This is a genomic window from Propionispora vibrioides, assembly GCF_900110485.1.
GTDB classification, from domain to species: Bacteria; Bacillota; Negativicutes; order Propionisporales; family Propionisporaceae; genus Propionispora; species Propionispora vibrioides.
This window is the reverse complement of record NZ_FODY01000033.1, coordinates 1-24,605: the sequence shown is the minus strand read 5'-3', so window position 1 is coordinate 24,605 and position 24,605 is coordinate 1. Positions and strand designations below refer to the sequence as shown.

The window sequence follows — 24,605 nt, the reverse complement described above, 5'->3', positions numbered from 1 at the left end:
TTATACTCATCCGCCTCTGGGGTGTCAATCAGATTTTAGACCGGGAAGCGGACAGGCGGCGCAAGGCTCTTTCCTTACCAATAACCGGTATGAAATGGGGCAGCTCAGGTCCATGCATTTTCCCCGTGAGGGCAATACGGATGGGCATATATACCTTTTTCCCGGGCAGCTTCAGTTCTTTTACCAGCCCCTTCAGTAAAGCCTGCACAGCGGCTGCATCAACAGCCTCCAGTGCGCTCAGTCTTTCCTGAAACTTGTCCAGCACAGCGGGAATCTCTTCTTCTTTCAGCACGGCCTCCGCTTCCTGGTTTTCAAAGGTAAACTCATCATGAAAGAATATGTCGGCATGCTCGAGCACTTGGGCGGCATAGCTGAGATGCTCCTGAATAGCCGCTACGAACTGCACGATCCAGGCCCGCTTTTCTTCAGTTAATTCGTCCTCTTTTACGTAGCCCGCTTCAATTAAATGAGGCAGAGCCAGTTCGGCAATCCGCTCCGGACTGGATTTTTTGATGTATTGCGCATTAATCCAGTTTAATTTGTCCACATCAAACACCGCCGGATTTTTGGCGACCCGGTCGATGGAAAACTGTTCAATCAATTCATCCAGGCTAAAGATTTCCTGTTCACCGACAGGTGCCCAGCCTAAGAGAGCCAAGAAGTTGACTAATGCTTCCGGCAAATATCCCAGCTTACGGTACTGTTCCACCGAAGTAGCCCCATGCCGCTTACTCATTTTCGTGCGGTCCTTGCCCAGAATCAGGGAAATATGGCCGAAGGCCGGAACGGGGAAGCCGAGCGCTTCATAGAGAAGAATTTGCCGTGGTGTATTAGAAAGATGTTCCTCTGCCCGGATGACATGCGTTATCTGCATTAGGGCATCATCCATCACAACCGCATAATTATAGACAGGGATACCATCTGATTTTACAATGACATAGTCGCCGACCCCATTGGATTCAAACGACACTGTACCGCGAACCAGGTCGGTAAAAACAATTTGCTTATTTTCCGGCACCCGGAAACGGACAGTGGGCTTACGGCCTTCTTGTTCAAAAGCGTCCCGCTCAGCGGTGCTCAAATGGCAGCAACGGCCGGAATATAACGGAGTTTCCCCCCGTTGCAGTTGGTTTTGCCGTTCGGCTTCCAACTCCTCGTCCGTACAGTAGCAATGGTAAGCCAACCCCTCAGCCAGCAGTTTTTCGGTATATTGACGATAAATCTCCAAACGTTCAGTCTGGCGGTAAGGGCCATATTCGCCGCCCACATCAATGCCTTCATCCCAGTCCATACCCAGCCAGCGTAAAGCTTCCTTAATATTCTCCTCCGACTCCTTGGTGGAACGCTCCCGATCGGTATCCTCAATCCTGAGTATTAATGTACCGCCCTGTTTCTTGGCTAACAGCCAATTGAATAAGGCAGAACGGGCACCGCCAATATGAAACGGTCCGGTGGGACTTGGCGCAAACCGTACCCTAATTGGTTCCTTCAACATCATTCACACTACCTCCAACCCATAATTTCTATCTTGAACAATGAACGTCTTCCCCGACCTTACTATAATAGGTATACCTTACAGCAATGCATCATGACAGACGGTCCTTGCACACATCACATGTGTCGTACAAGCTGTACCTTACAAAATTTAATTGTAGCAGATTATCCAATAACATGCAAAAAATAAAAAGCGCTAGGCGCTTTTTATTTTTTGCATGTTATTTGCATATCCGTAAGACAAACATTCCGTTTTCCAGGTCCGGCGCAATGATGATTCCATCATCCTCGCCTATACTGGCTGCCGGCCGAGCTCCGTCGGTCAGCAGCGAGATCTTCCAAAGCACGCGGTTATTGTATAAAATCTCGGTATAAGCAGTACCGTCTTCCGTTCTTGACAGATGAATATCGAAGTTAAAACCCGCTGCCATGGCTTGACCGGGAAAGGCAAGCAGCATCAACAGCATGATCATGGCTATCTTTTTCCTCATGACTGCCCCTCCTTTATGGTGTACAGCTTTTATTACTATGTATTGTATCCAGCAGTGGTGGAATTTATAAATACAGCCACAAATTAAATTATTTTCTCTATCAACCTATTGCCGCCGTAACAGTTTTCTATTGGTCAGCAATTATTTTCCTCATCTTCTACTATATTCCAAATAAATTAAACCTATTTTATTATTGACAGCGCCCTAAAACTTTGCTATTATACATACATAATCTAAAACAAAGGCAATGGCGCCTTCGCTAATAAGCGAAGGTGTTTTTATTTTCAAGCGGACAATGACGTCCTAAGGAAGATTTTTTTCCTTAGGACTTTTTTTATTTCCGCAAAGGAGGAGGCGAATTGTTTTCTCATCCGTTACCTGGTGCTCTACCAACCTTGAAAGCAGAAATTGCTGACGGTCAAAATTTTGCCTCGTTACCATCTTCCCGTTTCCAAGTTGGGGAGCACCTGGAATTATTGCTTATGTTCATTCAATTTTAATTTTAAAGGAAAGAAGGTTGTAACCATGAAAAGACTATGGAACACATTGGGACTCACGTTATTTATGATGCTGGCTTGGCTGCCGGCCGCATTTGCTGACGAAGCAGCCAACGCAGCGGCTACTCCTACCATTGATACCGGTGATACCGCGTTTGTATTGGTAAGTGCCGCCCTTGTTATGTTGATGACGCCTGGCTTAGCTCTATTCTACGGTGGTATGGTAAGAACCAAAAACGTATTAAGCACTATTATGCAGAGCTTCTTCATTCTTGGACTTATTTCTGTGCAGTGGGCACTTTGGGGCTATACTCTGGCCTTCGGTCCCGACATCAATCACTTTATTGGCGGGTTAGACTGGCTTGGTTTAGCCGGGGTCGGCCAAGATCCGAATCCTGATTATGCCGCAACCATTCCTCATTTTGCCTTTATGACTTTCCAGGGTATGTTCGCCGTTATTACTGCCGCCCTGATTACCGGTGCCTTCGCCGAACGTATGAAATTTACCGCTTTTGCTGTATTCTCTCTAATCTGGGCTACCATCGTATACGCTCCTGTTGCTCACTGGGTCTGGGGTGTCGGCGGCTGGATGCGTGATTTAGGGGTCCTCGACTTCGCCGGCGGTACTGTCGTCCATATTCTCTCCGGTGTATCCGGCCTTGTCGTTGCTTTGGTTATCGGCAAACGCCGCGGTTATGGTTCTGAAGTTATGCTGCCCCATCACCTGCCGATGACGGTTATCGGCGCTTCACTGCTCTGGTTTGGCTGGTTCGGGTTCAATGCAGGCAGTGCTTTAGGTGCTAACGGCCTTGCAGCCAGCGCTTTTGTCACTACTCATATTGCAGCCGCTGCTGCCACCGTGTCCTGGGTTGTAACTGAATGGCTGTATCATGGTAAGCCGACCATCTTAGGCGCAGCCAGCGGTTGCGTAGCCGGTCTGGTAGCAATTACCCCGGCTGCAGGTTTCGTAACTCCCCTGGCAGCGATTGCCATCGGTTTAGTTGGTGGCGCCCTCTGCTTCCTGGCTGTTGCTGTCCTGAAAGCAAAAGTTGGTTACGATGATGCCTTAGACGCTTTTGGGGTTCATGGTTTAGGCGGCACCTGGGGTGCACTTGCAACAGGCTTGTTCGCTTCCAAGGCAGTCAATTCCGCCGGTGCTGACGGACTGTTCTATGGCAATCCCGACCAATTGACCACGCAGCTTATCGGCGTACTGGTAAGTTGGGTATTTGCCGCAGTGATGACTTTCATCATCTTGAAAGTCCTGGGCGTCTTCTTAAAACTACGGGCTGATGAAGCTCAGGAAATCGAAGGTCTCGATGTCACCGAGCACGGTGAAAGAGGCTATGCTTACCAGGATTTGGTCAGCGGCTCTCCCATCGGCCTGCAGGCATCTATCGTATCCGAACCGGCAGTAAAGACCTCACTAGCTCCATCCAAGTAGCCGTTAATTTGAATCCTGAGGAGGAAATCCTATGAAAATAACCAAAATAGATATCATTACCCGTCCTGAGAAGCTGGAAGAACTGAAAGAAGCTCTCAACGCCATCGGCGTTGCCGGCATGACGGTAACCCAGGTGTACGGTTGCGGGTTGTCCAAGGGACATAAAGAAGTATACCGTGGCAAGGAAGTCACCGTTAACCTGGTGCCAAAAGTCAAAGTCGAAACAGTTGTTTGTGAAGTACCTGTCGAGAAGGTGCTGGAAGCGGCAAAAAGATCCTGCCATACCGGTAACCTGGGTGACGGAAAAATCTTCGTTTATCCGATCGAAAACGCCGTTCGCATCCGTACCGGCGAAGAAGGCGATATCGCCATTATTGATCCGAAATAAACAGCCTGTTCTAAAAAAAAGTCTTCTGCCAAGTCCGTTCGGACATCGGCAGAAGACTTTTTTTAGTAAATTTATCATTTTCGCAGCAAAAAAAGCGCTCCCATCACTTGCGCCCCTTTTTGCTGCCGTATCTATTTAAAGCACGGCTTGATCATCGGCTATCGTATTCTTCACTATAGAAGCAACTGCATAGGCCGCAATGCCTTCCTTTTTGCCGGCAAAGCCCAGCCCCTCCGTGGTGGTCGCCTTTACGTTGACCATGTCTACGGCAATCTCCAGTTCAGCCGCTATATTGGCGTTCATTCGTTCAATATATGGCGCCAGTTTGGGCTTCTCGGCGACAATCGTCGCGTCAATATTGTTCACCTGATATCCTTTGGCGGCAATGATATCTCTTACTTTGCCCAATAAAATCAAACTCGATATTCCCTTATACCGGGGATCACTGTCGGGAAAATGCCTGCCGATATCACCCAGGGCAGCCGCCCCCAACAGGGCGTCTTTGATGGCGTGCAGCAATACGTCTGCGTCGGAATGACCGTCCAAGCCATAAGTATGAGGCACCTCTACCCCGCCCAGAATCAACTTGCGACCTTCCACCAGCCGGTGCACATCATAACCCATTCCAAACCGTAGCATATCTTCACAATCCTTTCTCATTAACGCTTCCACCGTGACAATGTCCTCCTGCGTCGTAAGCTTGACATTGCTGTAGCAACCTTCAATCAGTTTAACCCGTACGCCAAGCCGTTCCACCAGCGAGGCATCATCGGTGCCGAGAAATCCGTCCTGGGTTGCCTGCCGGTAGGCAGCCCGCAATATGTCAGCCGTAAAAGCCTGCGGTGTCTGCATAATCCACATGGTGCTGCGTGGTGGTGTCTCTACGACAAAACCGTTACTATCAACCCGTTTGATCGTATCTTTGAGCGGCACAGCCAGACCGGCGGCACTGAATTCACGGGCAGCAGCAATCATCCGGCTGATCATGTCCGGACGGATAAGCGGCCTGGCCGCATCATGGACCAGAATGATACCTACTGTCTGAGGAATCACCGTCAGCGCATTGGCGATAGAATACTGACGCTCCGTCCCGCCGGCCACAACCTGCCAGGGTTTTACTCCCTCCAGACCGGCCAACAGGCAATGTACGAGACCTACTTCTTGCGGCGCAGCGGCAATCACTATATTGTCTACCTCAGGACAAGCAGAAACTGCCAGGACCGTATGGACAAGTACCGGGCGGCCCAACAAAGGCAGCAGCACCTTGTTCGTTACCTGGTTCATCCGTTTGCCCTGTCCTGCAGCAGGCAAAATTACCGTAACCACCAGCGCATCATCCTTCCCGTCACAATACTGTCCGGTTTCCCGGCCTTTTCCCTGTCCTCAGGGTTCGGGAATATGCGGCCAGACCGGCCGCCGCTGCCAAAAAAACAAGCTGTGTCACGCACAGCTTACATGTACCAATCAATCTATGTAATACCAGCTTACTTAGTATTATATTAAATAAGCCAACATAGTATCACTTAAAGTTTCCCTCCACAACCCGGTTCTCTTCATAGTCTACCCCGAAACGCAGCATTTCATAGCCGTATCGTTTCTTCATCAACGCCTCGGCGATAATGATGTCTTCCGGTGTCGTTATCTTGACATTGCTATAGCTTCCCTCCACCAGCTTAACCCGGATTCCCAGGCGCTCCACCAGTGAAGCATCATCGGTACCGAGAAATCCATCTTGGGCCGCGTGGATATAAGCCTGACGCAAAATAGCTGCGTCAAAAGCCTGTGGTGTCTGCATGATCCACATGCTCCGGCGAGCCGGAGTCTCGGTGACAAAACAGTCTTCATCTACTTTCTTTACTGTATCTTTTAACGGGACCGCCAGTCCCGCTGCTTTAAATTCTCTGGCAGCCGCAATCATTTGGCTGATCATTCTGGGTTTTATGAGCGGTCTGGCCGCATCATGCACTAGAATGACTTCCACTGTATCCGGGATCACCGCCAGGGCATTGGCAATAGAATATTGCCGTTCACTGCCGCCGGCAACCACTTTCCAAGGTTTTATTCCAGCAACACCGGACAGCATCTTTTCGACAAAAGCGATTTCCGACCGGGCTGCCGCTATCACCAGATTATCGACTTCGGGACAAGCTGAAAACGCCAGCACGCTGTGAATCAGCACCGGACGATTCAGCAAAGGAATGAACACTTTATTCGTCACATGGTTCATTCGTTTGCCTTGACCGGCAGCAGGTAAAATTACCGTAACCACTAAAAATATCATCCTTTCCAAACTTGGCTATTAGCTAAATTCTTACAACCGTGCGAAGAGCGTATCCGCTTAATAATGCCCCTATTTTATTCTGGCGTAAGGTACATCGTACTAACTTCAACATAGTTTTGTTAAATCCTGCTGTTTTGGACCATCTTTAACATAATAGCACAGCAATCCCGTTAAAACAATGATATAGTAAAAATGCCTTTTAATTTGCTTAACACAACAAACTAAAAGGCATTCTACCGGATAATCTATCCATTTATGCTGCTTTACGCACCACGCTCAATCAACTTAGGTTTGGCAAAAATCATTCTTCCCGCCGCCGTCTGCAGCACGGAAGTGACCATGACGCCAATGGTTTCTCCCATATGCTTCTTGCCGCCGTCGACAACAATCATCGTGCCGTCATCCAGATAGGCGACGCCTTGGCCAAATTCCTTGCCGTCCTTGACGACATGGACCACCATTTCTTCCCCTGGCAATACGACCGGCTTGACCGCATTGGAAAGTTCGTTAATATTCAGTACGGAAACACCCTGTATTTCGGCAACCTTATTCAAATTGTAATCATTAGTGATAATTTTGCCCTGCAGCACCTGAGCCAGCTTCACCAGTTTTGAATCCACCTCGGCGATGTCCTCAAAATCACGGTTGCTGATCTGCACATACATGCCCAGTTCTTTCTGGATACGATTTAAAATATCCAGGCCGCGTCGCCCCCGGTTGCGTTTTAGCAAGTCGGAGGAATCGGCAATGTGCTGCAGCTCCTCCAGCACAAAGCTGGGAATCAGCAAGGTTCCTTCGATAAAACCGCTTTGACAGATATCGGCGATACGGCCGTCAATAATGACGCTGGTATCCAATATTTTGTACTGTGGCGGCGCCTTGTCCTTATCCTTGTCTTTTCCCTTATCCTTGTCCCTACCTATCCAAGGGATCGCTTCCAGCAGCGTAACAAACTCACTCCGCTTGCGAATGGCAATATTAATACCGAGATACCCCAATATAATACTGAGTATTCCGGGAACATAACTTCCGACATACGGAATATGAAGAAAAGCAGACCCCAATAAATTAGATAGTATAAGTCCGATAGCCATACCTATGGAACCGGCCAGTACATCGTATACCGGCATTTTATTGAGTCTGGCTTCCACCCAATCAATGATCCTCCATAGATACCTGATAAAATAAGGAGCCACCAAGTAGCCGATTATACCAAAGATCACTCCGCCTACAATCAGGGAAACAATAGTGGCCACAGCAATATCCGCCACCGTATTATGCAAAAGATCCTCTCCTAATACCTCCGATAACAGTGGAACCAAATGACTGCTTACTACAAAACCACCGATAACTGCCAACAAAGTAATAATGGAACGTAAAATCTTATTAATCAATGTTCCACCTCCTTCCTTTTGTTAATTATATAAGAGTTTTGGCTCTCCGGCAAGCCGCCGGCAGAAATAAACCAAAAAATGGAATCTCACTATTAGTATTACCCCATTCAAATAAAAAAATACGTCAGTTACCTGGCGTATTTTCTTGGCACAAATCATGAACCCATTCTTCCACGCTGCCCGGATCTCTCCGGCAGACAAGCACTAACTCGCTGACCAGGATTTGCTTGGCCGTATCCAATAATCTTCGTTCACCCGTAGACAATTTTTTCACTTGATCACGGGACATCAGATTTTTGACGACCTCTGCCACTTCATAAATACTGCCTGTTTTTAATTTAACCAGGCAAGCGTTGAACCTTCGGTTCCAACTGACATTAACCGGTACCGGAGCAGTTTGCAAAATGTCGATTACCCGCTGCACTTCCGGCTCCGCAATGATGTCCCGCAAGCCTATATTGTCTACACTCTGCATAGGAATCATGACTTTCATACCACCGAAGGGCATCGTCAAAATATAGTAGAGCTGCCGTTCTCCCAGCACTTCATGTTCCTCTATAGCTTGAATAACACCGGCGCCATGCATAGGATAAACTACTTTATCGCCTATTGCTAACATTGCAGTCCCTCCTATCTAATTTTATTTTAACACAGAAATGTCTTTTTGTCAAAATTTATTATTTTAGCACACTTTCCATGACATTGTCAATTAATCATTTATCCCCAAAAACATTGACAATCATATTTTGCATTTATATAATAAATTCAAAGTGAGGTGTATCCATGTGACAGATAAATGTTGCCGCGATTTCCAGTTAGTTGTCGATCAATACCTGATCCGTCATCGCAGCATTCTTGACGTATTGACAAAGTACCAGGAATCTTCTGCCAGAATCAGCCGGGCCTTCGCCAAGGCTGTCACCGAATGCGGCTGTATTGATATCCAGGCTACCCGTCAAAAAGTTCCCAGTGAAACAGAGTACAGTGACTTACTGCAATTTATGTCCTCACATGTATCCGGCCGGCCCTGCCCACAATGCCAGGAAGTGCTTAGCAAAGAAATCGGCCACAGTCTTTTTTATTTGGCGGCTTTATGTAATCACTGCGGTGTTGATATGCAGAATATTTTTGAACAAGAATTAAAAACAGTGAAAACCTTGGGAGTTTTTCATCTGTCATAAGAAAGAAAATCCGAACGCGGCCCTATAGAGGCCGCGTTTTTATTTTACATACTCAGCTAAAATCAGGATATCCTAATAAATAATTACCGGTTAAGTAAACAAACTTTTCGCCGCAGAGCATTCGTTTACAGCGAGGTGTGTCATGGGCTACTATACGTTTTCCATCCTGATCGTCCTATTGCTTTTTTCTTTTCAGCCTGCCGCCGTTTTTGCCGGGGAAACGGAACTGATCGACGGCTATATCACCGTCAGCGATGAAACAGGCCGCCTGCTGTTCCAGACCGGGCTGCCCCTGACTGCCGGTGATCTTTTTATTGATGAACAGGATATCTGCTACGAAATTACCGGTCTGGACGGTTATAATGCCCATGCCCGGCGCAGCCCGCTGGCCTGGGCCCCGGCAGTTCAAGAGCCGGCGGTTCCCACCCAGGGAACGGTTAGCACGGCAGCTCCCCTGATTGCTGTATACCACACCCACACCGATGAATGCTACCTCCCTAGCGATGGCACAACTACCCGTAAAGGCCAGGGTTCCATCATGCAGGTAGGTGAAAGTCTGGTCAGCCGCCTCAATGAACTGGGCTACCAAACGCTGCATGATACCACCCTCCATGATCCTCATGATGCCAATGCCTATCACCGTTCCCGCCGTACCTTTATGAAACTGCTCCGCAACCGGCCAACCGCTCTATTTGACATTCACCGCGACAGCGCCCCGGCCAGCGCCTACCAGCTGACCATTGACGGAAAAGACGCCACCAGACTGCTGCTGGTGGTCGGCCGGCAAAATCAAAACCGGAGCACCACCGAACAATTTGCCCGGCAGCTCAAAGCGGCAGCCGACCGGAAGTATCGGGGACTAGTTCGCGGCATCTTTATTGCTCACGGCAATTATAATCAGGACCTTGATCCACAGGCCATGCTGGTGGAAATAGGTTCGCAGTATAATACCCGCCAGGCGGCCGAGCACAGCGCAGCACTTTTTGCCGATATTCTGCCCGCCCTGTTCACCCCGGCAGCCGCCGAAAAAGCGCCCGAGTCTCCCGCGCCATCCGCCAATACCGAAGTTCCCGCCCCGGCAGAACCTTCGTCACCTGCTCCTGCTCCCCCACCGGAAGCCGGCACTCCGGCTAATCGGCAAGCCCCTTTTTACGATGTGGCGAAACTGCTGCTTCTACTGCTCATTGGGCTGCTTGGCTACGCCTATATCAGCACAGGTAGTTGGCAGGAAGTCAGGCGAAAACTGTACCGGTTCCGCACCAGAGAATTTGCCGACTTATTCCGCCGTCGATCCCGGCGAAATAAGCGCAACGACTAAAGGAGGCTGGTATAATGAGGTGGAAACGGGCCCTCTTGCTGTTAGCCGGCATTTGCATCCTTAGCGCAGTAGTGCTGTCAGGCTATGTCTATTATGCCCCGTTCAGTGTAATGCCGCCCCAGAATAAGCCGGATCAGGCACCACAGAAGGTTTACGACTATTACATGATCATTGATGAAGCCAGTGGAACAACCCTAATGTATATCCCGCTGGTCGCTCATGTGGGCGATGAGGTTCTCTCCGAGGACAATAAACTTTACGAAATTGTCCGGATTGAAGAAAACCGGGCCTATGCCCGGTTTGTCAGAGATATAAATATTGAAAAATACAAAGAATAATGCCCAGCCATCATAGATAGCGTTCCAATACCGCCTGATCCCGTACCCGCTTCAAGCCGTCCTTAATGGTTTTAGCCCGGACCTCGCCAATCCCTTCCACACTATCCAATTCACCGATAGCGGCATTATAGATCCGGTGCAAAGTTTTAAAATGAAGAACCAGATTCTCAATGATATTGACCGGTAAACGGGGAAGCTTTCTCAGGATGCGATAACCCCGCGGCACCACCGGCATGTCAATGGCTGCCGTCGTTACATGAAAACCCAATAACCGGCAAACGGCTGTTGGCTCCAGGTCTTCTTCCGGCAATGCCGCCAATTGTTCCCGGACTTCCCGATGGGTCATCACATCACCGTTGGCGGCATAGTCATGAATAAGCAGCAGTACTTCATCCTCTTCCGGACTTTTTTCCTCCAACTGCATGGTGAGAAGCCGTCCGTCCTCACCTAATTCGATAATATCCCGCCTGATGCCGCGGGCAATACGGGCCACCTGCTCGCCTTTAATGATCAGACCGGCCACATCGGCCAGCGTAGTCATATCCTCAAATTCCAGGGCAGTGAGCATGGTCAAACCCTTTTGAAAAACCGTCCGGTACTTTTCCAGTGTCTGCAACGCCTGATTGGCCCGGTTCAAAATACTCGGGCTATCCTTTAAGGTATAGCGCAAATTTCCTATGTATACGGTAATAATATTACGCCGCTGGGAAATGGCGATGACTAAGGCACCTGTCTGTTTGGCCACCCGCTCGGCCGTACGGTGGCGGGTTCCGGTCTCCGCAGTCGGTATCGAAGGGTCAGGTATAAGCTGGGCATTGGCGCATACAATTTTTCTGGCATCTGCCGACAACTGCAAAGCACCGTCCATTTTGGCCAGTTCATAAAAGCCCGCCGGCGTAAACTCGCAGTGCAGGTTAAAGCCGCCGTCCACCACCTTCATAATAGGCGGGCTGTCGCCAATAAGCACCAAGGCCCCCATTTTAGCCCGCAACACATTCTCCAGGCCATCCCGCAATAGTGTTCCCGGCGCCAGTGATTTCAACGCCTTAATAAACCGGTCATTCCAGAAATTTTCCTCCCGGACCTTTGTCATACCTGCACACGCCCCTCTGTTCTAGCCCAAAATCGGTATTGCTGCTTACCCAGCTTATCAGTTTGCCTTCCGTCTTAGCGGAGCGCGGCGGCTAAGCCTTCCGCCACCGTTTCCACGCCGATAATGTCAATATCGACTGCCGGCAGCCCCTTTAGATTATTCTTCGGCACGATAATATGCTTAAAGCCCATCCGTTCCGATTCGCGAATCCGGGCTTCAATTTGAGTAATCGCCCGCACTTCACCGGCCAGCCCCACTTCCCCTAACACAACCGTACTGTCCAGCGTCTTGCGATTGTGAAAGCTGGAGGCCAGCGCCACAATAATTCCCAGATCGGCCGCCGGTTCATCAATCTTGATACTGCCGGCCACCTTTACATACACATCGGAAGTGCCCAGCAGCATGCCGATGCGTTTTTCCAATACCGCCAGCAAAAGCTGAATCCGTTTGATATCAACACAGTCGGAAGTACGGCGCGGCGGCATAAAGGGCGAGGCACTGACCAGCGCCTGTACTTCCACCAGCAGCGGCCGTGTCCCCTCCATCGTGGGTACGACAATGCTACCCGGCACATCCATCGGCCGCTCGGACAAGAAGATTTTAGAGGCATCGGGTACGTCAATCAGGCCTTCGTTTCTCATTTCGAACAAGCCGATTTCATTAGTGCTGCCAAAACGGTTTTTCACCGCCCGCAGCACCCGGTACTGAGCGTTGCGATCCCCTTCAAAATACAATACGGTATCCACAATATGTTCCAGTGTCCGCGGTCCGGCCATGGTCCCGTCTTTCAATACATGGCCCACTAAAAAAACAGCCACCGAATGCAGTTTAGCCAGCCTTAGCAATTGGGCGGCACATTCCCGCACCTGACTGATGCTGCCTGGTGCACTTTGGATATCCGGCCGACATACCGTTTGAATTGAATCAATGACCAATAAGCTGGGTTTGAGCTTCAGCACTTGCTGTTCAATCAATTCCAGATTGGTTTCACTCAACACATACAACGTATTCTGAATTGCACTCAGCCGGTTGGCCCTAAGCCGTACCTGACGAGTGCTTTCCTCACCGGTTACATATAAAACAGGACCGCCATGTTCGGCCACCTTGGCGCACACCTTAATGGTCAGGCTGGATTTGCCAATGCCGGGATCCCCGACAATCAGGCTGAGTGACCCTGGCAGCACACCGCCGCCCAACACCCGGTCCAATTCCAGCGAGCCGGTTTTAAACCGCGGCGCCTCGTCAATATCCACTTCGACAATCGGAATAGCCGCCTGCCCGCTGGACAATCCCATAACCAAGCCGCCCTGATCGGTCGTATGGGCGGCCACCGGCTCCTCCACCATGGTATTCCAGGCGCCGCAGCCCGGACAGCGTCCCAGCCATTTGGAAGCTTCCGTACCGCACTCCTGACAGAAAAAAGCGGTTTTTCGTTTATTTATTTTAGACATATGCTACGCTCCCTGCGCGGATTATTAAAAAAGCACTTTGAAAAACTTACGTTCTCCAAAGTGCTTTTCGTGATATTTTCTGGTTATTCCTGCCGAAATCACAATTTGTCGAAAAAATCTCTTACTTACTTTTTGCTGAAAGCAAGTCGATGATTGTCGTCGGCATCCACCAGGATGGTATCCCCAGCTTTCACTTCCTGGCGGAGCATCCGTTCGGCAATTTCATCTTCCACCATTTTCTGAATGGCCCGGCGTAAGGGACGGGCACCATAATCATGATCACTGCCCGCTCTGAGCAGCTCCTTCTTAGCCTTTTCGGTCACGTCCAGCTTAAGCTCGTTGTCTTTCAGGCGTTTTGCCATATCGTGCAACATAATATCGACAATCTGGATTAATTCCTGATCGGTTAAGCTGCTGAACACCAGAATTTCATCAATCCGGTTAATAAACTCCGGACGGAAAACCCGTTTAGCTTCTTCCAGAACTCTGGCCTTAGCCTTTTCCTCGGCATCGTCATTCTTACCGGTGGTGACAAAGCCCAGCGGGGCAGATTCCTTCTTCAAATGCTTCGCGCCCAGGTTGGAGGTCATAATGATTACGGTATTTTTAAAATCTACCTTTCGTCCCTGGCTATCGGTGAGGTGCCCATCCTCCAGCACCTGCAGCAGCATATTGAATACATCATAATGGGCCTTTTCGATTTCATCCAGCAGCACCACACTATAGGGTTTACGGCGAACAGCATCGGTCAGTTGGCCACCTTCTTCATAGCCGACATAGCCGGGAGGTGCGCCCACCAGACGGGACACGGTGTGTTTTTCCATATACTCCGACATATCCAACCGGATCATGGCATTTTCATCGCCGAAAATCGCTTCCGCTAAAGCCCGGGCCAGTTCGGTTTTACCAACACCGGTAGGTCCCAGGAAGATAAAGGAACCGATCGGCCGTTTAGGATCCTTTAAGCCGGCACGAGCCCGGCGAATGGCCCGGGCCACTGCCTGAACAGCCACCTGCTGACCAATTACCCGGCCATGCAGCACCGACTCAAGTTGCAGCAACCGCTCCGATTCCTCTTGAGCCAGTTTTTTAACAGGCACGCCTGTCCAGGTGGCCACCACGTGGGCAATGTCGTCGGCCGTCACAACGATCCGCTCACTGCCCCGCTGTTTCCAGGCCTTTTGTTTTTCCTCCAGAGATGCCCTTAGACGCTGCTCCTCATCGCGCAATTTGGCGGCCTGTTCAAATTCCTGGGCCGCAATAGCCGCCTCTTTCTCAGCCTGCAGCTTTTCCAGGGACTTTTCAATTCCCTTTACATCAGGTGGCAACGAAGCCGCCTGCAGCCTTACCCTTGATGCAGCCTCATCCATTAAGTCAATAGCCTTATCCGGCAGAAAACGGTCGGCAATATAGCGATGAGACAGATTGACCGCCGCCGCAATGGCTTCATCGGTAATCTGGGCCCGGTGAAAGGCCTCATACTTATCCCGGATGCCTGTGAGGATTTTAATGGCATCCTCCACGTTAGGTTCTCCAACCATGATAGGCTGAAAACGACGCTCCAAAGCCGCATCCTTTTCAATATGCTTCTTATATTCATCCAGTGTAGTGGCACCGATGGCCTGCAGTTCCCCTCTGGCCAAAGCCGGCTTTAAAATATTGGCGGCGTCAATAGCCCCTTCGGCCGCTCCGGCGCCAATCAGGGTATGCAGTTCATCAATAAACAAGATAATGTCGCCGTGGGCACGAATTTCCTCCATGACCTTTTTCAGACGCTCTTCAAATTCACCCCGGTATTTCGAACCGGCCACCATAGAAGCAATGCTGAGGGATACGACCCGTTTATCCCGGAGTATTTCCGGCACCCGCCCCTCAACAATACGTTGGGCCAGCCCTTCGGCAATGGCCGTCTTGCCAACGCCTGGTTCACCGATAAGCACCGGATTATTTTTGGTACGCCGGCTTAAGATCTGGATAACCCGTTCGATTTCCTGCTCCCGTCCGATGACCGGATCGATTTTTCCCTCCTGAGCCAGTTTATTCAAATCACGGCCAAATTCATTCAACGAAGGAGTGGGAGTCTGATTGGCGGTCGGACCGGCAGTATAGCCCTGTCCTGGCTGCGCAGCCTGACCGGCAGCGGCATTGCCGCCTAATAACTCCATCGTACGCTGCCTTACCAGATTGAGATTGACATGCAGACTGGCCAGCACCTGCGCGGCCACACCTTCGCCTTCCCGGATCAAGCCCAGCAGAATATGTTCGGTCCCGACATAGTTGTGTCCTAACTGAACGGCTTCATCCACCGCCAGTTCCAGCGCTTTTTTAATCCGCGGTGTGTAGGCGATCTCCGTAGCCCCTTCACCGCGGCCAATGATCGCCTCTACCTGTTTTCTCACTGTATCCAGGTTTATATTGAGCGAAGACAACGCTTTTGCCGCCACGCCTTCTCCTTCATGAATGAGCCCCAGCAGCAAGTGCTCGGTGCCAATATAGTTATGACCCAGCCGGATGGCTTCCTGCTGCGCCAGATTCAATACCCGTTGGGCCCGTTCCGTAAATCTATCAAACATATTTATCCACCTCTCTCAAACGTTTTCTAATGATTTTGGCCCGCAGTTGATCGCGATGCTCACTGTGAAGACCTCTGTTCATGGCCAGCTTCTGCAAAAAGTTAGGCCGCGTAGTTACCAATAGTTCATTAAAAATATTTTCCGGGACATCGGTTACAATGCCCATATCAATCCCCAGCCGCACCTCGCTCAGCATGGTCAGCGCTTCCTGTCCGGTTATACTGCGGGCATAACGCAAAATTCCGAAGGACCGCCAGATCCGGTCGGACAAAGTGTCCTTGGATTCCGCCAGCAGCAGCCGGCGGGCTTTTCGCTCCTGTTCAACAATTTGACGCACCACGCTATTTAGATTGTCAATAATCTCATTCTCCGTATACCCTAAGGTCAGCTGATTGGAGATCTGAAACACATTGCCAACGGCCTCCGTCCCTTCACCGTAAAAGCCGCGCACCGCCAGTCCAATCTGGGTGGCAGCTCCAATAACCCGGTTGATTTGCCGCGTAAGCACCAGGACCGGAAGATGAAGCATCACCGAAGCCCTGAGCCCTGTTCCCAGGTTAGTCGGACAAGCTGTCAGGTAGCCCATTTGCTCATTAAACCCGAAGCTGTGCTTTGCCTCCAGACTGTCATCCACCCGGTTGGCCAGGTCCAGGGCTTCCCCCAATTCCAGGCCTGCCGTCATGCACTGAATACGCAGGTGATCTTCCTCATTGATCATAATACTTACGGAAGCGTCTTCCGCTGCCAGTAAGGCTCTGTGCTGTACCTCCTGTACATGCTGGGGACTGATGATATGTTTTTCCACCAGCACATACCGGTCGAGCGGCGAAAGCTCTTCCATGTCGGCAAAAATATACTCATGTTGGGTTGCTTTCTTTAAATCCTCCATCGACCCGGCAATTTCCTTGGCCACAACAGCCAAATCCTCATCGCTGGCCCGGTTTGGAAAGGGGATTCCCTCCAGATTACGGGCCAGGCGTACCCGGCTGGAAAGAACAATATCCGCTTCCTTGCCGCCGCCCAACATCCATGAATTCATCGATTCGTTCAGCAAGCTTTCTATTGACATATTCTTTTCCCTCCCCTATTCCTGCTCTTTGCTCTGATCACTAATGATCTTTTCAATGCTTCTCACTTCATCGCGCACTTTGGCCGCCAGTTCATATTCCTCACGGCTGATGTGCCGTTCCAGTTCCTGCTTCAGGCGTTTTAGCCGCTGTTTGGTTTCCAAGAGGCCGCCCGTCCGTCGCGGCACCTTTCCGGTGTGAGCACTGGACCCATGAATGCGCCTGAGTAGGGGTTCCAGTCTTTCGCCAAAGATCGAATAGCAAACACTGCAGCCGATTTTCCCGCTACGGCTGAATTCACTGTAGGTCATGCCGCAATTGCTGCAGGCTATCTCGCTCTTAGCCTGTGGCGCCTCGACAAAGCCATAATTAAACATTCCCTTCAGAAAATCCTGAACCGAAAACTTATTATCTACCGAAAAGCCAGCCAGGCTCATTTCGCCCGATTCCTGGGCACATTCATTGCATAAGTGGCTTTCTACCTTGCTGTTATTAATGATTTTAGTAATGTGTACCGTTGCCGAGCGCTTTTTGCAGTTATCACATAACATGAACCGTTCCCCCCTATGAATACTTACCTAAAGAACCGCTGATTTAATAAGTCTGTCGGCCTGGTGTGAAATTTTGGCGTCTGGCAAGAAAGTAAAGCCCAGAGACTAGCCCAGCTATTTCAAGGTTTTACTGACGCAGCCAAGCGGAAAAAACTCCTTCAGGACGCGCACTGCAGATAAATCAGTGGTTCCCTAGTGTTATAAAGATCATCCGTAATAACGGAACCCGCCGATCCGGCACGACAAAATCGTACAGCATAGCACAGTACTGTGTAATCAGGGCCGCCTCCCTAGCGCTTAACAGATTGTGGGACTGCCAATATTCCACAATCGCCAGAATATCGTCCAGCGGCGTATCCTCATCAATTTCAGCAGCTACCTTTTCATAAAGCGTGGCCGGAGCGACAAGCCGGGCAATACGGATAAAGCCACCCAGACCCCGCCGCGATTCGACGATAAACCCCTTTTCCGTGGTGAAACGCGTACTCAGTACATAACTGATCTGCGAGGGGGCACATTCTATTTCATCAGCAAGTTCGTTACGTTTCAAAATCACAATATCACTGTTTTCTGCCGATAAGCGGCGCAAAATAAATTGCTCAATGATATCAGCCAAATTGCTCAAAAGCTTCCCCTCCTTGCTTCAACTGTTTTGACTATTTGACTTTATTATATTTGACCATTTGACTTTTTGCAATAGCCTTTATTACTTTATATATCCATTTTATAGTAAAATTACAACCGCTACGCCCCGCTTTCCTGCCTTTGCTATTATTTTCATCCCTCTGCAATGCCCGGCTGGCTTGCAAAAGGCCCCCAACGGCATACACCTGCCGGCTATGCCAAAGGTTCAGACAAAACAAAAGGATGGTGCCCATAACACCATCCTTTATTTTCTCTGTATGCTACTCCTAAGTACTTAAAAAACCTGAACAACTAAGAATTTCAGATATTCCGTTTCCGCCGCTGACGGTAATATCGGATGATCCTTCGCCTGCGTCCGGTATTCGACCTGGCGTATGACACGTTTGGCATCCCTGGCCGCATCGGCCACAATCGCCTGGAAAAGATCGCGGCCCATATGGAACGAGCAGGAACAGGTAACCAGGAAGCCACCGGGGCGCACCATCTTTAATCCCCGCAAATTAATCTCTTTATAGCCCCGTGCCGCGCCTTCCAACGCATGACGGCTTTTAGTAAAGGCCGGCGGATCCAGAATAACTACATCAAATTGCCGCTGTTCCTCCGCCATAGACCGCAGCGCGTCAAAAGCATTAGCCACCTGAAAATCGCAAACCGCTGCCACTCCGTTTAGTTCAGCATTTTTCTTAGCCAATTCAATAGCCTCGGCCGATATATCAATCGAGGTAATCTTCTTCGCCCCATACAAAGCGGCATGAACAGCAAACGAACCAGTATGACAGAAGCAGTCGAGAACCTCCGCATCGCGGATAAACGGCTTTAAAAACACCCGGTTTTCCCGTTGGTCATAAAAAAATCCCGTTTTCTGCCCTTCTTTAATATCGGCATAAAAGGGTATGCCATTTTCCAGTACTTTAATCTCTGTCGGAAAGTCGCCTTTTAAATAGCCCTTTACCTCCGGCAGCCCTTCCAACCGGCGAACCGGCACATCATTACGTTCATAAATTCCCTCCGGCTGAAACAGCTCATCCAGCACCGAGACAATCGTATCTTTATGTACATCAATACCTAAGGCCAGCGTCTGGATAACCATATAGGGACCAAATTTATCGACAATAAGCGCCGGCAGGAAATCAGCCTCACCATACACTAAGCGGCAATATTCCGGCTCGCTGATAAAAGTCTGCCGGTATTTCCAGGCCGTCTGAATACGTTTTTTGAAAAATTCCCGGTCAATCGGTTCCTGCTCCCGGCTGAGAAGCCGGACAATAATCTGAGACCGGGGATTGATATAGCCGCGACCAATAAACTTTTGTCGGAAATTATAAACATCAACAATATCGCCCGGCTCAAATTCACCATCAATATAGTCAAGCTCACTTTGGTACACCCACGGGTGACCACTTTCCACCCTGTGTTGCGCACCCTTTCGCAAAAATACGCTCGTAGTAACCTGCATCGTTTCTATTTTCCTCATTTCCTCTTTGTTTTCCACCATTGATAAATCAAATATAATGCCACCAGGCTCATAAGCCCATAATTAACCCATTTGAACTCTCTGGAAAAATATTGCATTTCCCAGTACGATACCGGACTGTGTACTGCCGCCATGGATAAAGGATACAAATAAAAATTAGCATGGGCGGCATGGGTAAGGGAATCGATTAATATATGAGTCCCCCAGCCAATCACAAAAGCCTGGACGTGACGAAGCACGGGCAGAAAGGTTAACGCTAGGCCGATCCCCCAAATAACCACTGAGTGAAAAAACAGATCAATTTTAACTACCCATGGATATAAAGGAAGCAACGACATCATCATCGTCGGGTCTATATCGGTCAACTCGTTCCACTGTATCTGCCGGTTATACAGCAGCGCTAAGATCAGCCCCACATACACATAATCAGGCAGCATAGACCCCAGGACATATTGCCACACTTTTGCCTGCTTCCGAGTAAAAAAATATATCCAAAAACCATGATGTAATGTAAACATAGTACCTTCTTTTTTCTGCACTGTTTTCTTATCGCTAGTGTAATAACAAGCTCCTACTTCAACTAAAAGACTCGTCCGAATCTTCATTTGCTACGTTGTCGTCAATCGGCATAGGAACCACTACGCCTCATTCCTCCGCCTTGCAGATGAAAATTCATTCTGCGTCCTTTGATTAAAATAGGAACCTGTTACTACACTAGTTTGGCACATATGTCCTGTGGCTATGTATTTGCTTTGCCGCCGCGGATAAAATGGGCGTGGTAATCACGCCCATTTTATCAATCTTTAGTTATTTATAGTTTAATCTTAGCAGCATCGGCCAGAACCTGGCGAGCCTGCGTAACAATATCTTCTATAATCGTCTTCACCGGCTCAACCTTTTTTAACGGCAACAGACTTTGGCCGGCCTGCACCATGCCATTTACTACGTCGCCATCGATAGCAGCCTTCCGGTTAGTTCCGGCCGCTAGCTTTTCCAGTTCTTCCTTGGAGGCACCGCCGCCATATTCCAGGGCCAGGAACTTATCGGTAAACGGATTCTTAACGCCCCGGACAGCATGGCCCATCGTCAACCCGGTTACGACTGTATCGGTATCAATTGCATCAATTAACTTTTGTTTTACGTTGGCATGGACAGCACACTCTTCCGAAACCAGAAACCGGGTTCCCATCTGCACACCGGCAGCCCCCATCAGCAAAGCCGTTGCCAAACCACGTCCATCAGCAAAGCCGCCGGCTACAATAGCCGGAAGTTTAACTAAGGGCAGGACCTGCGTCATCAGTGCCATTGTGGTCAGCACACCAATATGACCGCCAGCTTCCATGCCTTCGATAACAATCGCATCGGCACCTTTCTCCTGGACCCGTAAAGCCAGCTTAACATTAGGCACGACCGGAATAATCTTAACTCCTGCCTGTTTTAACTTCTCAAAGAAAGGAACCGGATTGCCTGCCCCCAAGGTAACAAAAGCCACTTTTTCTTCACAAACGATATCAATGATTTCTTCTTTATTAGGAGCCATAAGCTGCACATTAACCCCAAAGGCTTTGTCAGTCAAAGTCTTGGCCAGACGAATCTGCTCCCGGACCCAGGCCGCATCCCGGCCGCCGGTAGCAATAATACCGGCACCACCGGCATTAGAAACGGCCGCCGCCAAACGGTGTTCCGAAACCCAGGCCATTCCCCCCTGAATAATGGGATATTTAATACCTAACAACGCTGTTATTGTATTGGTCATTATAATTCTCCTTACATTAAAGTTTACTATGTTATGAAGAAAATTTTACTATATATAGCAATATTCCTGCAAGAAATTTTAAAACTATCGCGAATAAGAATAACTATAGGCGGTATGTTTATACTTTGGATATAGCTGCTACCTTGGCAGGATCCAAACTTTGACTAGCTTACTGCTCCCTGCCTGTATCGTTATCATCACCTTACTTATGCCCGGTATACGCGGCTTCTCCGCCTTGCAGTGCAAAAGCCTCCGCAATCAAACCTCAATTCTCAATTCGCTCAAACTCTGGAGCGTGTCTTTAAACTATCCGTGCCCTACCTCATTATTTTTTTGAAATAGTCCGCTATTCCTGCCAAATTTCGCGTACCATTTGAGGTATAATTCATCTGGCACAAAAATCATTCGCCATGGATCATCCTGTTGCAAGACACACCCTAACTCTGTTTATTTTGTAAGTGCAAATAGAGCACTATCTGCTGCCGCCTCGCCTTTCTAAAATACCCCCTTTACAATCCCCGGCAGGACACTTATAATCAAAAGTTGTAGAATAAAGATATAAAACAGCGTAATCGTAATTATACCGCGAGAAATACCCACTTTTCGCCAAATCCTTCCTATATTTTACCCATTTTGAGTTTCTATAGTCATATCGAATACATCCAAAGGAGCGATATTCATCGTGAAATTAATTGGCAAGCACGTAACCATTGATATGTATGGTTGCAATTTTGATAAGCTAAACAACATGGATTTCATTAGAGACACCATATATAGTGCCGTTACCGAGGCCAATATGACCGTGATCGGTTTTACTTCCCATAGATTCGAGCCGCAGGGTCTGTCGATGATGGCCCTGCTCGCCAGAGGCCATATGAGTGTTCATAGCTATCCTGATCTGGGCTATGCCGCGATTGATATTATGACCTGCGAAGAGCAGAGCAGCCCCAATAACGCAATTGCCGTGTTGAGAGAACGGCTTAAACCGGAAAAAACGAGAACTACCCATATAAAGCGGGGAGATTTTGGTTCAGAACGCGATATGAAACCCAAAGTAAAAGTCAGTATTACCCCGTTGCGCCGCGTACGTGATACAGGAGCTAAAGTATTGCGGTTGCTGTCGCGGCCTAAATAATTGTTACATTACTTAGGGCACTCCTTGTGAGTGCCCTTTACTTTTATTGTTACTTTAGCATAAACGTAAGTCAGTGTCCTTGTGAACACTGTTTCAAATATAAAATTCCTATAATAATGTAAAAAATGCAAAGCATGAACTCTGGCTAAAAAGTTCACACTTTGCATTATAATGTACATAGAGTGGCAAGCTAAAATTTATAAGTCACTGTAGTACGGAAGGATTTTTTGTCGTTGCCGTTGTCAATTTGGTTACCATCACGCATGGCCAAACCTACGGTAGTATTGGGGTCAATCTTATGGTTAAAGGTATACCAATATCCCTTTTCATTGCCCCACCAGGTTGTCCATCCATTGATCGAAGCATTGGCTTCTACTTTATAGTTATAAAGAGATACTGAATTCACCCCATCAAAATTATAGGCTACACCTACTGAATAGGCGGTATTCTTCGCTGCCGCATCGGACTTAGCGTAATCGGCATAGAAGGAAGCCTTCCCTTTGGTATAAGAACCGTCAATGGCCCCAAAATTAACGTCGCCAGTACTATCCGCATAGTCATACTTTGCAAAAGTAGCCCCTAAGGTTACATTTTTTGCCGGACTAAAACCGGCCCGCAGGGCATAAATTTTGTTGTCATTACTGCCGGTATTATCTTCTTGCAGGGCAGCGGCAAACAAAGAAGTTTCCCCGGATTTGCCGGAAATCGTCAAACCATCTAAGAAATAATTTCTCCCGATGTTAGCAGTGTTGTCGAATAAGATACCAGATCCAAGGAATAAATCCTGACGGCCAAGCTTATATGCGAAGCCTCCATTTTTATAAATTAATCCGAATTGATCAATAGCCCCGGTAGATTTGCCTGTCCGGACAAAGTCCTTACCCACACTCTCATTAGTAAGACTTTCTGCACCAAAGCGGGCAAATACAGTAACGTTCTCATTAACCATGGTTTTAGCATTTAACCGGAATACGTACTTTGTGCCATCTCGGTCTACATTACTCATTTTCTCCTGACGATTTTCGATAACAACGTTTCCGGAAAGTTCCACCGGATTAGCAAAAACAGTACCACCAGAAAGTGTGACCATCGTTAAGACAGCCGCCGCAAGTAACCTTTTCCTCATACTTTTGTCCCCTTTTCATCGATATTATTATAATAGCATTAGAGATATGTTAAATTATCGCATTATATAGAATATTTAGATATCAGTGATTATCTGATTTTCTTGTCGGAAAATCCAGTATGTTTATTGTAGGAGTAATTGGAAATATGGTAACCGTACTTATTCTTTTGGACATTTTAATAGACAAACTATCTCCAATCGTTGTATCCCCCTTTTTGTCATGATACAAAAAGGGGTAAAAAAATCTAGGCCTGAACTCCAAAAGACTTGAAAAAGGAGCACCTTCCTAAAAATCCGAAACTCGCTTCGCTCAAACAAACGGATTTTCTTAACGGAAAGCGCTCCTTTTTCATCCTACGGACCGTCTTTTTCCGTAAAGGCCACGGGGTAACGACTCAAGAGGATAGGGTTTCAGCTAAATAAATAAAACCATTCTACAAAGCGCTAAAAAGTTTTGATCAAACTACTGCCACCCGGTGAGGGTCGTATTTTAACATAAGCATAAGTCAGCGACAGCGTTGGAGCGTTGCCCTTACCGGCCCGCCTTGATGCGTTACCCGTTTTCAAAGCACAACAAAAAAACACCCACAAATGTGAGTGTCTTTCTCTTAACCAGCAACTATCTATCCTCCCGGGCCGTTTCCAACCAAGTCTTCCGTTTAAACCGGCAGGCACTGACTTATTCCATTTTCGTTACTAAAGAAGATAACTCTTCTGCCAGCCACACACAGGAATAAATCATAGGTACGTCAGTACCTTCCTTGACGTATGTGATTAACTACTTCAACTTATCAGCACAACAAAAAACACTCACCAAGGTGAGTGTTTTTCTCTTAACCAGCAACTATCTATCCTCCCGGGCCGTTTCCAACCAAGTACTTTCGACGTATGTGGGCTTAACTACTGTG

Annotated in this window: 23 protein-coding genes and 1 pseudogene; 7 read left to right on the top strand and 17 right to left on the bottom strand. The window is 48.4% G+C overall.

Features of this window, described 5'->3' with window-relative positions; all coding sequences use genetic code 11:
• Positions 1-28: 28 nt before the first annotated feature.
• Positions 29-1,498 carry a glutamate--tRNA ligase gene (gene gltX, locus BMW43_RS18840; protein ID WP_281246136.1) on the bottom strand — a complete coding sequence of 490 codons (1,470 nt, stop codon included), beginning with the start codon at positions 1,496-1,498 and terminating at the stop codon, positions 29-31.
• Between the two features lie 217 nt (positions 1,499-1,715).
• Positions 1,716-1,985, bottom strand: a complete 270-nt coding sequence (locus BMW43_RS18835; protein WP_091751495.1) for a hypothetical protein — start codon at positions 1,983-1,985, stop codon at positions 1,716-1,718.
• Between the two features lie 359 nt (positions 1,986-2,344).
• On the opposite strand from BMW43_RS18835, the gene BMW43_RS21260 reads away from it, so the two are divergent.
• From BMW43_RS21260 to BMW43_RS18825, 3 genes are read left to right on the top strand one after another with little or no spacing between them, the layout of a single operon-like run.
• The gene (locus BMW43_RS21260) at positions 2,345-2,485 is read left to right on the top strand and encodes a hypothetical protein (RefSeq protein ID WP_177173679.1); all 141 of its coding nucleotides are present in this window, start codon (positions 2,345-2,347) and stop codon (positions 2,483-2,485) included.
• Positions 2,486-2,510: 25 nt separating this feature from the next.
• Positions 2,511-3,926 carry an ammonium transporter gene (locus tag BMW43_RS18830; RefSeq protein WP_091751492.1) on the top strand — a complete coding sequence of 472 codons (1,416 nt, stop codon included), beginning with the start codon at positions 2,511-2,513 and terminating at the stop codon, positions 3,924-3,926.
• A gap of 31 nt (positions 3,927-3,957) precedes the next feature.
• Positions 3,958-4,314: a P-II family nitrogen regulator gene (locus BMW43_RS18825; RefSeq protein WP_091751489.1), complete on the top strand. Its 357-nt coding sequence runs from the start codon at positions 3,958-3,960 to the stop codon at positions 4,312-4,314.
• Between the two features lie 135 nt (positions 4,315-4,449).
• On the opposite strand, the gene ispF is transcribed toward BMW43_RS18825, so the two are convergent.
• The 5 genes and pseudogenes from ispF to BMW43_RS18805 all read right to left on the bottom strand — a co-directional run bounded on the left by ispF (position 4,450) and on the right by BMW43_RS18805 (position 8,608).
• Complete coding sequence (gene ispF / locus BMW43_RS21995) at positions 4,450-4,953, bottom strand: 2-C-methyl-D-erythritol 2,4-cyclodiphosphate synthase (protein ID WP_245732623.1); 504 nt, start codon at positions 4,951-4,953, stop codon at positions 4,450-4,452.
• Positions 4,954-4,980: 27 nt separating this feature from the next.
• A pseudogene (gene ispD / locus BMW43_RS21990) lies at positions 4,981-5,640 on the bottom strand (2-C-methyl-D-erythritol 4-phosphate cytidylyltransferase); the annotation flags it as partial.
• Between the two features lie 193 nt (positions 5,641-5,833).
• A complete protein-coding gene (gene ispD, locus BMW43_RS18815) occupies positions 5,834-6,583 on the bottom strand; it encodes a 2-C-methyl-D-erythritol 4-phosphate cytidylyltransferase (protein ID WP_091751485.1) in 750 nt (249 codons plus the stop codon).
• A 275-nt stretch (positions 6,584-6,858) separates the two neighbouring features.
• Positions 6,859-7,989 carry a PIN/TRAM domain-containing protein gene (locus tag BMW43_RS18810; RefSeq protein WP_439331459.1) on the bottom strand — a complete coding sequence of 377 codons (1,131 nt, stop codon included), beginning with the start codon at positions 7,987-7,989 and terminating at the stop codon, positions 6,859-6,861.
• Positions 7,990-8,113: 124 nt separating this feature from the next.
• On the bottom strand, positions 8,114-8,608 hold the full coding sequence (locus BMW43_RS18805) for a CarD family transcriptional regulator (protein WP_091751483.1): 495 nt from the start codon (positions 8,606-8,608) through the stop codon (positions 8,114-8,116).
• Positions 8,609-8,774: 166 nt separating this feature from the next.
• On the opposite strand from BMW43_RS18805, the gene BMW43_RS18800 reads away from it, so the two are divergent.
• The 3 genes from BMW43_RS18800 to BMW43_RS18790 all read left to right on the top strand — a co-directional run bounded on the left by BMW43_RS18800 (position 8,775) and on the right by BMW43_RS18790 (position 10,826).
• The gene (locus BMW43_RS18800; RefSeq protein ID WP_091751480.1) at positions 8,775-9,170 is read left to right on the top strand and encodes a nucleoside triphosphate pyrophosphohydrolase family protein; all 396 of its coding nucleotides are present in this window, start codon (positions 8,775-8,777) and stop codon (positions 9,168-9,170) included.
• Between the two features lie 142 nt (positions 9,171-9,312).
• The gene (gene spoIIP / locus BMW43_RS18795) at positions 9,313-10,488 is read left to right on the top strand and encodes a stage II sporulation protein P (protein ID WP_091751477.1); all 1,176 of its coding nucleotides are present in this window, start codon (positions 9,313-9,315) and stop codon (positions 10,486-10,488) included.
• A 14-nt stretch (positions 10,489-10,502) separates the two neighbouring features.
• Positions 10,503-10,826 carry a stage II sporulation protein P gene (locus tag BMW43_RS18790; protein ID WP_091751474.1) on the top strand — a complete coding sequence of 108 codons (324 nt, stop codon included), beginning with the start codon at positions 10,503-10,505 and terminating at the stop codon, positions 10,824-10,826.
• 10 nt (positions 10,827-10,836) lie between these two features.
• On the opposite strand, the gene disA is transcribed toward BMW43_RS18790, so the two are convergent.
• The 9 genes from disA to BMW43_RS18740 form a co-directional block, all read right to left on the bottom strand.
• The gene (gene disA, locus BMW43_RS18785; RefSeq protein WP_091751472.1) at positions 10,837-11,919 is read right to left on the bottom strand and encodes a DNA integrity scanning diadenylate cyclase DisA; all 1,083 of its coding nucleotides are present in this window, start codon (positions 11,917-11,919) and stop codon (positions 10,837-10,839) included.
• 74 nt (positions 11,920-11,993) lie between these two features.
• Positions 11,994-13,370: a DNA repair protein RadA gene (gene radA / locus BMW43_RS18780; RefSeq protein ID WP_091751469.1), complete on the bottom strand. Its 1,377-nt coding sequence runs from the start codon at positions 13,368-13,370 to the stop codon at positions 11,994-11,996.
• A gap of 125 nt (positions 13,371-13,495) precedes the next feature.
• Positions 13,496-15,943 carry an ATP-dependent Clp protease ATP-binding subunit gene (locus tag BMW43_RS18775; RefSeq protein WP_091751466.1) on the bottom strand — a complete coding sequence of 816 codons (2,448 nt, stop codon included), beginning with the start codon at positions 15,941-15,943 and terminating at the stop codon, positions 13,496-13,498.
• Entirely contained in the window at positions 15,936-17,012 is a 1,077-nt protein-coding gene (locus tag BMW43_RS18770; protein WP_091751463.1) for a protein arginine kinase, read from the bottom strand. Before BMW43_RS18770 ends, BMW43_RS18775 begins: the two co-directional genes overlap by 8 nt.
• Positions 17,013-17,027: 15 nt before the next feature.
• Positions 17,028-17,561: a UvrB/UvrC motif-containing protein gene (locus tag BMW43_RS18765; RefSeq protein WP_091751460.1), complete on the bottom strand. Its 534-nt coding sequence runs from the start codon at positions 17,559-17,561 to the stop codon at positions 17,028-17,030.
• A 181-nt stretch (positions 17,562-17,742) separates the two neighbouring features.
• Positions 17,743-18,186 carry a CtsR family transcriptional regulator gene (locus BMW43_RS18760; RefSeq protein WP_091751457.1) on the bottom strand — a complete coding sequence of 148 codons (444 nt, stop codon included), beginning with the start codon at positions 18,184-18,186 and terminating at the stop codon, positions 17,743-17,745.
• A gap of 294 nt (positions 18,187-18,480) precedes the next feature.
• The gene (locus BMW43_RS18750) at positions 18,481-19,680 is read right to left on the bottom strand and encodes a class I SAM-dependent rRNA methyltransferase (protein WP_245732620.1); all 1,200 of its coding nucleotides are present in this window, start codon (positions 19,678-19,680) and stop codon (positions 18,481-18,483) included.
• Positions 19,677-20,141 (bottom strand): hypothetical protein, encoded by a 465-nt coding sequence (locus BMW43_RS18745; protein ID WP_245732618.1) that lies wholly within the window; start codon positions 20,139-20,141, stop codon positions 19,677-19,679. Before BMW43_RS18745 ends, BMW43_RS18750 begins: the two co-directional genes overlap by 4 nt.
• Positions 20,142-20,491: 350 nt before the next feature.
• Positions 20,492-21,436 carry a nitronate monooxygenase gene (locus tag BMW43_RS18740; protein WP_091751445.1) on the bottom strand — a complete coding sequence of 315 codons (945 nt, stop codon included), beginning with the start codon at positions 21,434-21,436 and terminating at the stop codon, positions 20,492-20,494.
• A 682-nt stretch (positions 21,437-22,118) separates the two neighbouring features.
• Here BMW43_RS18740 and speD point away from each other — a divergent pair.
• Entirely contained in the window at positions 22,119-22,571 is a 453-nt protein-coding gene (speD, locus tag BMW43_RS18735; protein WP_245732616.1) for an adenosylmethionine decarboxylase, read from the top strand.
• Between the two features lie 190 nt (positions 22,572-22,761).
• Here speD and BMW43_RS18730 read toward each other — a convergent pair whose 3' ends face one another.
• Positions 22,762-23,697 carry a porin family protein gene (locus BMW43_RS18730; protein WP_091751442.1) on the bottom strand — a complete coding sequence of 312 codons (936 nt, stop codon included), beginning with the start codon at positions 23,695-23,697 and terminating at the stop codon, positions 22,762-22,764.
• Positions 23,698-24,605: the final 908 nt, after the last annotated feature.

Bases quoted from the DNA above. Each gene is read 5' to 3' on its own strand.
- gltX (WP_281246136.1), bottom strand. From the start codon at position 1,498: ATGATGTTGAAGGAACCAATTAGGGTACGGTTTGCGCCAAGTCCCACC.
- BMW43_RS18835 (WP_091751495.1), bottom strand. From the start codon at position 1,985: ATGAGGAAAAAGATAGCCATGATCATGCTGTTGATGCTGCTTGCCTTT.
- BMW43_RS18830 (WP_091751492.1), top strand. From the start codon at position 2,511: ATGAAAAGACTATGGAACACATTGGGACTCACGTTATTTATGATGCTG.
- BMW43_RS18825 (WP_091751489.1), top strand. From the start codon at position 3,958: ATGAAAATAACCAAAATAGATATCATTACCCGTCCTGAGAAGCTGGAA.
- ispF (WP_245732623.1), bottom strand. From the start codon at position 4,953: ATGCTACGGTTTGGAATGGGTTATGATGTGCACCGGCTGGTGGAAGGT.
- BMW43_RS18805 (WP_091751483.1), bottom strand. From the start codon at position 8,608: ATGTTAGCAATAGGCGATAAAGTAGTTTATCCTATGCATGGCGCCGGT.
- spoIIP (WP_091751477.1), top strand. From the start codon at position 9,313: ATGGGCTACTATACGTTTTCCATCCTGATCGTCCTATTGCTTTTTTCT.
- BMW43_RS18790 (WP_091751474.1), top strand. From the start codon at position 10,503: ATGAGGTGGAAACGGGCCCTCTTGCTGTTAGCCGGCATTTGCATCCTT.
- disA (WP_091751472.1), bottom strand. From the start codon at position 11,919: ATGACAAAGGTCCGGGAGGAAAATTTCTGGAATGACCGGTTTATTAAG.
- radA (WP_091751469.1), bottom strand. From the start codon at position 13,370: ATGTCTAAAATAAATAAACGAAAAACCGCTTTTTTCTGTCAGGAGTGC.
- BMW43_RS18775 (WP_091751466.1), bottom strand. From the start codon at position 15,943: ATGTTTGATAGATTTACGGAACGGGCCCAACGGGTATTGAATCTGGCG.
- BMW43_RS18770 (WP_091751463.1), bottom strand. From the start codon at position 17,012: ATGTCAATAGAAAGCTTGCTGAACGAATCGATGAATTCATGGATGTTG.
- BMW43_RS18765 (WP_091751460.1), bottom strand. From the start codon at position 17,561: ATGTTATGTGATAACTGCAAAAAGCGCTCGGCAACGGTACACATTACT.
- BMW43_RS18750 (WP_245732620.1), bottom strand. From the start codon at position 19,680: ATGAGGAAAATAGAAACGATGCAGGTTACTACGAGCGTATTTTTGCGA.
- BMW43_RS18740 (WP_091751445.1), bottom strand. From the start codon at position 21,436: ATGACCAATACAATAACAGCGTTGTTAGGTATTAAATATCCCATTATT.
- BMW43_RS18730 (WP_091751442.1), bottom strand. From the start codon at position 23,697: ATGAGGAAAAGGTTACTTGCGGCGGCTGTCTTAACGATGGTCACACTT.